Raw genomic sequence first — 4,987 nt, forward strand, 5'->3', positions numbered from 1 at the left:
CCGGTCTCACTGGACAGCACGCGGTTCGTCAGCCCACGGTGGGTTTGCACCTGGGTCACCAGGTCGGTCAGCTGGTTCACGACCTGGGTGCCGGCCAGCTCCGAGCGGGCATTGCCCAGGTCGCCGCGGGCTTGTTGCGCGCTGTAAATGATCAGCAGCAGCAGGGGCACCAGCAGCATCAGGCCCATCAGGGCCATCTTGGTGGGCATGCGCAGCTGGCGCATCAGGCGCGCGCCAGGCTGCAGGATCAGTGTGCCGATCGTGGACATGCGGCTGTCTCCCAGCGTGGACGGCGTGGACGGCCCATTGCCCCCCGAATGCGTACCCACGGACCCCATCATCTTCGGCCGCGGTGGCTGCCGCGATAGGCCGATAAGCGCCGGTTAGCTGCGGCAGATTGCCGCAACGGCGCGATCCAATGCGTTACGTGTTGAGGACTCCCGACGGGGGCGATTCGGCTGAGACTGCAAGCGGGAGGCGAAATTGCTCGCGCCCGCTGCCCCGATGCGGGCGCTTGTCCCTGCGGAGATGGGGCCAGTTCAACGAATTCCTTCAGAGGAGAATCTTTGATGAAGAACTTGCAGCATTTGCGCGTCGGCCTGGTGGCCTGCGCGCTGGCTTGGTACGCGCTTCCGGCGCTGGCGCTCGACGGCCGGGTGGTGGCCACCGGCTTTGACGAGCCGCTCTACCTCACCGCACCCAAGGGCGATGGACGCCTGTTCGTGGTCGAGAAAGGCGGCGTGATCCGCGTGATCAAGAACGGCAAGACGACCAAGTTCCTGGACATCTCGAGCCGCGTCGGTACCAACGGCGAGCGCGGCCTGCTCGGCCTGGCGTTCGACCCCGACTACGCCACCAACGGTCGCTTCTACGTCGACTACACCAGCTCGTCCACCGGCGCGACCTTGATCGATCGCTACACCGTGTCGCCGCCGACTGCGAACAAGGCCGACCCGGCCACGCGCCAGCAGATCATCTCGATCACCCAGGAGACCTTCGACAACCACAAAGGCGGCTGGGTCGGTTTCCGGCCGGGCGACAAGAAGAACCTCTACATCTCGCTGGGCGACGGCGGCGATGGCTACGACCCCCACAACAACGCCCAGAACGGACAGGTGTTGCTGGGCAAGATGCTGCGCCTGGACGTGAGCGGCACCGGCACCGGCTACAAGATCCCGCCGGACAACCCCTTCGTCAACTCCAGCTCCGTGAAGCACGAGATCTGGGCGCTCGGCTTGCGCAACACCTTCCGCGCCAGTTTCGACCGCAAGACCGGGGCTTTCTGGCTCGGCGACGTGGGCCAGGACACACGGGAAGAGATCGACTTCGAGCCGGCCGGCGACCACGGTGGCCACAACTACGGCTGGCGCCTGCGCGAAGGCAAGATCCAGACGCCAGGCGGCGTCGGCGGCGACAAGCCTGGCCTGACCGGTCCGGTGTTCGACTACCCGCACCTGGGCAACCAGGGCAGCCTGGGCAACTGCGTGACCGGCGGCTACGTCTACCGCGGGCCGTCGATCTCCGACGCCAACGGCCGCTACTTCTTCGGCGACTGCGTCAGCGACCGCGCGTTCTCGATGACCTTCAACGCCGACGGCACGCCGATCGAGCGCCGCGAAGAGACGTCGGCCCTGCTGGGCGGCTCGGGCCTGACCACCCTGGCCTCGTTCGGCGAAGACGGCAAGGGTCGCCTGTACGTGGTGGGCCTCAGCGGCGTGCTCATTGCGATGTGCCCGTCGGCGCAGGGCCAGCAAAAGCCGGTGGTGCCGGCCTCGGTGCCGGGGCAGGTGCAGGTGTTGGTTGACCTGGCTGATCCTTGCGCGGCGCAATAGGCTCCCACAGGCCTGACCGGGCATCCGACTGCCCGGTCGGGCCTGAGGCCGTTTGGCGAGCGCCGAAGACGCTTTGACGGCAGCGTTGGCTGAGGGGAAGGATCAGGTGGCCATCGTGTAGCGCATGGCCACTCTGCTCACCATGCCCAGGCGCTTTTCGTGTGTGAGAGTCTCACGCAACGCCGGGCTCAGCTCCTCATCGTTCAACACGCGAAAGCCGGCGCTGAGATAGAACGGGCCATTCCAAGGCAGATCGTCAAAGGTCGTCAGCGTGACGCCTGAAAGCTTGCGCCGCGCGGCTTCATCGATGATGGCCACGACCAGTTTTCGCCCGAAGCCGCGGTTGCCATGGTCGGGGTGTACCGCCATGACCGTCAGGTGAAAGTTGCCGTCCTGCTCTCGTGCCATGGCGAAGCCGACGACCGAGCCGTGTGATGTCGCGACCAGCAGCGAACCACTCTCCAAGCCCCGTTCGAGCTCATCCATCGGCATGACGTCATCGACGTCTGGAATCCGCTCTTCGGGAAACAAGGCAGAGGACGCCCGTTCGATCGGCTGAAGGCTGGCGAGATCTGCTCTGTTGGCGTGTCGAATCAGCTGCGAACTGCTCATTCGCGCGGCAGTTCGCGTATCTCGACGGTGCCGCCCGCTTCGTAGTTTGGATTTCCAACCAAGAAGCGCTTGGCGTCCTCCAAGTTTTCGGCACGCACGCGAATGAAGCCCGTCAGCTCCGCATTGACGGGTTGCGACAGCTGTCCTTTCCGAAGCCGCTCACCCGTTCCAATCGAGCTGCCGCCGTCAAACTGGCCGCTTTGGCGCAGCCCGGCGATGTACTCGCCCCAGCGCGCTCCATCGTCAGCAACGAGCTTGTCGGTGGCGTCGTTGAGCATCAAGAGGATGTATTCATTCATGGTGGTTGGCTCGGCTAAGCAATCGGGGCCTAACGCGGATTCAGCAGCAGCGTCTCGCGCGTGTGGCTGGCCACATCGGCCGAGTCAAGGTACTGCGGACGGGTCTGGCCGTTCGCATAGGCCTGGGCCTGGTCGCTGTAGTGGCGGTCACCCCAAACCCCGCTCTGGCCCACCGGCAAGATGCCGCGCGCGGCGCCGGGCTGCGAGAAGTCGATGACTCGGCGGGTCGAGGGTCCATAGGTCACCGGGATCGGCACCTCGGCCAGCGGCCCGTTCAGGTTGTTCGGCGTTTCGCGGCCGCCGGCGGCGGCGAACGGGCCGACGTTGAACACCTTGTCCAGCGGCGGCTGCTTGCCCAGCGGGTGCTCGTGCGTCAACCGATGGGCGCGGCCCCAGGTCCAGCTGCCGGTGTCAGCACCGAGCGTGGCCTTCAAGTGCGTCAGCGTCTTGTGCCAGGCGGCGTCGACGATCTGGGCGCGCGTTTCCTTTTCGGGCGTGCCGCGCCGGTCCCACCACGGTGAGTCCGGGTTGGTGGCCAAGCGGGGCAGGGCATGGTCCAGCGCCCGGGTGCGGCGCAGCAGGGTGTAGGCGTCTTCGCCCAGTTCGTCGGCCAGGGCTTCGTGCGCCAGGTCGAACAGGAACTGGTTGAACAGTGTTGGCGCCACCGCGTCGACCGGGTGCTCGCCATGCCACGCGGCCAGTTGCTCGACCAGTGCCTTCTCTCCTGGGTCGAGCGATGCGGCGCGCAGGTCGGCCAGCAGCGGGGCCAGCACCCGCGGGCCGTAGCCGGTTTGCGTGTCGAGCTGCAGCGCCTGCATCGCCGGGGTGTCCCAGCCGGTCGCGCGGGCGGCCAGTTGCTGATCCAGCCGCTGGGCGCGGTCCCACAAGTTGTAGTAGCCCGGCAGCGGCGCCGTGCCGGCCGGCTGCTGGTTGGCAGAGATGATGTAGCCGCGCACCGGGTTCTCTTCATGCGGGTTCTGCTCGAAGGGCAGGAAGCCAGTCTTGTCGGCCTCGGCACTGCCACCGTCCAGCAGGAAGCTCGGGTTCACGCTGTACGGGCGCAGCGGCAGCTTGGCAGCGGCCCACCAGGCGATGTCGCCGCTGGCGCTGGCCCAGACCACGTTCAGCCCGGGCGAGTGGATCTTGCTGACGGCGCCGCGGGCCTTGTCCAGCGTGTCGGCGCGGTCGAGCTGGTAGAACGCTTCGAGGATCGGGTTCTCCGTCTGCAGCAGCGCCCACCACATCGCGATCGGCTTGGTGCCGGCGGTCTTGTCGAGCGCATCGTTGATGATCGGGCCGTGCGGCGAGCGGCGCAGTGTCAGCGTCACTGGCGGCTGGCCCTTGACGTTGATGGTTTCCTGCCGCTCCTGAAGATCGGCCCACTGGCCGTTGGCCCAGACCTGTTTCGGGTTGTCGGGGTTGACCTTCTCGGCGACCAGATCGATGTCGTCGTTCTGGAACATCGTCAGGCTCCAGCCGAACTGCGCGTTGTGGCCGACCAGCGCGAACGGGTTCAGCGCCTGGTGCAGGCCATACAACTCGATGCCGGGCGCCGAGAGGTGTGCCTCGTACCAGACGGCTGGCACCGAGAACGCGATGTGCGGATCACCGGCCAGCATCGGCTTGCCGCCGGCGGCGCGGGCGCCGGAGATGACCCAGGCGTTGCTGCCTTCGAACAGCGGCACGCCGGCGATGTCCAGCGCGTTCTGGCTCATCGACGCGACCTTCTCCAGGTCACGCCAATCGCCGGCCTGCAGCGTCGGGCCGGGGCTGCTGGCAGGTGTGGCGGGCGCGGCGGGTTGGCCTTGGGTCACGCCGTCCGGGTACCAGGCCAGGTCGAAGATGCCCAGATAGTCGGGGCCCAGCTGCTGCTTGATGCGGCTCAGCGCCGGCTCGGTGCGGAAGGCCGCTGCGAAGCTGTACGCCAGGTAGCCACCGACGCTGGCCGTATCGGCCGCCGTGAACGGCCGCTTGGGAATGCCCAACACCATGAACTCGATCGGCGCCGGGTGCGTGTCCTGGAACTGGTTGACGCCATCGAGGTAGGCCTGCAGCGCCTGCGTCGCTGGCGCAGCCTTGTCCATCTTGGCGGCAAACGCGTCGGCGTACTCGCGGATCGTCAGCGTGCGGAACAGGCGATCCGTCTCGACCAGCTTCGGCCCCAGCACCTCGGCCAGCTCACCGCGGGCGAGTCGCCGCAGGATCTCCATCTGGAACAGGCGATCCTGCGCGTGCACATAACCC

Annotated in this window: 5 protein-coding genes; 1 reads left to right on the forward strand and 4 read right to left on the reverse strand. The window is 67.0% G+C overall.

The features are described 5' to 3' along the window. Positions 1 to 269 (reverse strand): hypothetical protein (locus AC1DYI_RS26320; protein WP_477207085.1); only part of this gene is annotated, 269 nt, incomplete at its 3' end. Between the two features lie 300 nt (positions 270 to 569). On the opposite strand from AC1DYI_RS26320, the gene AC1DYI_RS26325 reads away from it, so the two are divergent. After that, positions 570 to 1,832, forward strand: a complete 1,263-nt coding sequence (locus AC1DYI_RS26325) for a PQQ-dependent sugar dehydrogenase (protein ID WP_477207086.1) — start codon at positions 570 to 572, stop codon at positions 1,830 to 1,832. Positions 1,833 to 1,934: 102 nt separating this feature from the next. Here the strand turns inward: AC1DYI_RS26325 and AC1DYI_RS26330 are convergent, their stop codons facing one another. The 3 genes from AC1DYI_RS26330 to AC1DYI_RS26340 form a co-directional block, all read right to left on the reverse strand. Then, a complete protein-coding gene (locus AC1DYI_RS26330; protein ID WP_477207087.1) occupies positions 1,935 to 2,444 on the reverse strand; it encodes a GNAT family N-acetyltransferase in 510 nt (169 codons plus the stop codon). Further along, positions 2,441 to 2,743 carry a YciI family protein gene (locus AC1DYI_RS26335; protein ID WP_477207088.1) on the reverse strand — a complete coding sequence of 101 codons (303 nt, stop codon included), beginning with the start codon at positions 2,741 to 2,743 and terminating at the stop codon, positions 2,441 to 2,443. Before AC1DYI_RS26335 ends, AC1DYI_RS26330 begins: the two co-directional genes overlap by 4 nt. Positions 2,744 to 2,772: 29 nt before the next feature. After that, on the reverse strand, positions 2,773 to 4,987 hold a 2,215-nt coding region (locus AC1DYI_RS26340), incomplete at its 5' end, for a penicillin acylase family protein (RefSeq protein WP_477207089.1).

This window comes from Ideonella sp. P3_A4 (genome assembly GCF_056403075.1).

What these genes read in the sequence shown, in the direction of transcription:
- AC1DYI_RS26325 (WP_477207086.1), top strand. Translation starts at nt 570, where the DNA reads ATGAAGAACTTGCAGCATTTGCGCGTCGGCCTGGTGGCCTGCGCGCTG.
- AC1DYI_RS26330 (WP_477207087.1), bottom strand. Translation starts at nt 2,444, where the DNA reads ATGAGCAGTTCGCAGCTGATTCGACACGCCAACAGAGCAGATCTCGCC.
- AC1DYI_RS26335 (WP_477207088.1), bottom strand. Translation starts at nt 2,743, where the DNA reads ATGAATGAATACATCCTCTTGATGCTCAACGACGCCACCGACAAGCTC.